Origin of the sequence: Actinoplanes sp. NPDC051513 (assembly GCF_044454685.1) — a bacterium.
In the GTDB taxonomy this organism is placed as follows: Bacteria; Actinomycetota; Actinomycetes; order Mycobacteriales; family Micromonosporaceae; genus Actinoplanes.
On record NZ_JBITDW010000066.1, the window covers coordinates 1,209 to 3,247 of the forward strand.

Sequence of the window (2,039 nt, forward strand, 5' to 3'; positions counted from 1 at the left end):
ACGTTTGCCAGGCAGCTCGCAGGGCGGGGCCTGGGCTACCACGCCGGCGAGATCGCGCCGGCCGGGTCGCTCATCGCGGTGACCACCACCGTCGCTCCCGGACTGGAGCGCTTCAGCCTGGTGCGGCACGGCGACCCGGTCCTGCCGACCGGGCGCGGCTGGCACCTGTGGCCGTCGCCGGCCACGGCAGCGGCGAATTCCCGATGAGAGGAACAACATGCCAAACCTCGCGATGACGCCCCCGGGCGACGTCGGCTCGTACGGCTTCCGCCCGGCCGACGACCTGGCACCGCGCGTCTGCTTCCACCCCGCCGACGGAGGCGAGGCCGGCTTGCACCCCGTCGACCGGGATCGCGGCAACGGCGCGGGCTGCTTCCGCCCCGCGGACGACTCCGGGGGTGAGGCCGGCTTCTGCTTCCGCCCGGCCGATGCCACCGCGCCCAACACCGGCTCGAAATGCTTTTGCGCATCGGACGACGGCAGCGTGTCGCCGTGCTTCCGCCCCGACGACGACCAGCCCGCCGCGGTGGCGGCCGACTCCGGCCGGCCGGTGAGCCCCTGCCACCACCCGGCCGACCCGCACCCCAACGCCTACTTCCAACCCGGCGACCCCGACGTCAACGCCTGCTTCCACCCCGGCGCCAACGCCAACGGCTGCTTCCACCCTGAGGAGCCGGACGTCAACGCCTGCTTCCACCCCGGCGCGCAGCCGCCGGTGAACTCCTGTCGGCACGCGAGCGACGACCTCGCGACCGACCTGCACCTGGCGCTGACCGGCATCGAGGAGCGGCACCTGGCCGTGCTCGCGGGCCGGCCGTGACCACCGTCGGCGTCGAACGGCGCCGACTGTTCGACGCCGACTTCTCCCGCTGGTACGCGGCCCGGTCGATCTCGGTGGCCGGGACCGCGGCCAGCGCCGTGGCGCTGCCGCTGCTCGTCTACCGCACCAGCGCATCGCCCGCGCTCACCGCCGCGGTGGTGGGCCTCGAGGCGCTGCCGTACCTGCTGTTCGGCCTGTTCGCCGGCGCCGCGGCGGACCGGCTGAACCGCCGCCGCATGATGGTCGCGGCCGACCTGTGCTGCGCCCTGATGCTTGCCACCGTGCCGGTCGCCAAGCTGCTCGGCGTGCTGACCCCTTGGCACGTGCTGGCCGTGGCCTTCGGGGTTGGCTGCGGCTTCTGCTGGTTCGACGCGGCGGCCTGGGGCGCATTCTTCCGCATCGTCGGCAAGGCCGGGTTGACCAGGGCGAACAGCATCGTCTGGTCGACCGAGGTGGTCCTGGAGATCGCGGCGCCGGCCGCGGCCGGCCTGCTCGCCGCGCTGGCCGACCCGTCCGCGGTGCTCGCCGTGGACGCCGCCACCTACCTGGTGTCCGCAGCCCTGCTGACCGGCCTCCGGACCGACCTGAACACCGTGGCCGTGGCCGGGCGCCGGATGCGCTCCGAGATAGCCGAGGGCCTGCGCTACGTCTGGGACATGCCGGTCTTACGCACCCTGACGATGGCCGGGTTCGGCCTCAACATGACCGTCGGCGGCGTGCTCGGCCTGCTCGTGGTGCACGCTGACCAGGTTCTCGGCATCGACCCGGCCGACCGTCGGATCGGCCTGCTCTACGCCGTCGGAGCGGTAGGCTCATTGCTGGCCGCGCTGGCGCTGCCGCGCGCCGGCCGGCTCCTGGGCCAGGGCACCGTGTCGATCGCCGGCTTCGCGCTCTTCGTGCTCGCCGTCGCCGTTCTCGCCGGCACCGAGACCGTCGCCGTCGCCCTGGTGGCCTGGCTGGTCTGGTCGATCGCGCGCCTGACCGTGAACGCCAACGGCATCACCGTGCGGCAGTTGCTCACCCCGGACGAGCTGCAGGGCCGGGTCAACACCACCGGCCGCATGGTGGCCTGGGGCGGAACGCCGTTCGGCGCGCTGCTGGGCGGTCTCGCCGCGGACGCGTACGGGATCCGGACCGCCTATCTCCTGCTGGCCGTGCCAGCCGCGATCGGCCTCCTGCTCGCCCTGGCCTCACCGGTGCGCGGCCTGCGCCTGCCCGT

3 protein-coding genes are annotated in these 2,039 nt (G+C 73.9%); all 3 read left to right on the forward strand.

Translation table 11 applies throughout. The features are described 5' to 3' along the window. Positions 1 to 207 (forward strand): hypothetical protein (locus ACIA5D_RS51705; RefSeq protein ID WP_396038114.1); only part of this gene is annotated, 207 nt, incomplete at its 5' end. 10 nt (positions 208 to 217) lie between these two features. Next, positions 218 to 820 (forward strand): hypothetical protein, encoded by a 603-nt coding sequence (locus ACIA5D_RS51710; protein WP_396038115.1) that lies wholly within the window; start codon positions 218 to 220, stop codon positions 818 to 820. Beyond that, a partial coding sequence (locus ACIA5D_RS51715; RefSeq protein WP_396038116.1) for an MFS transporter occupies positions 817 to 2,039 on the forward strand: 1,223 nt, incomplete at its 3' end. The genes ACIA5D_RS51710 and ACIA5D_RS51715, both read left to right, overlap by 4 nt.

Coding starts and splice junctions, on each gene's coding strand:
- ACIA5D_RS51710 (WP_396038115.1), top strand. CDS start 218: ATGCCAAACCTCGCGATGACGCCCCCGGGCGACGTCGGCTCGTACGGC.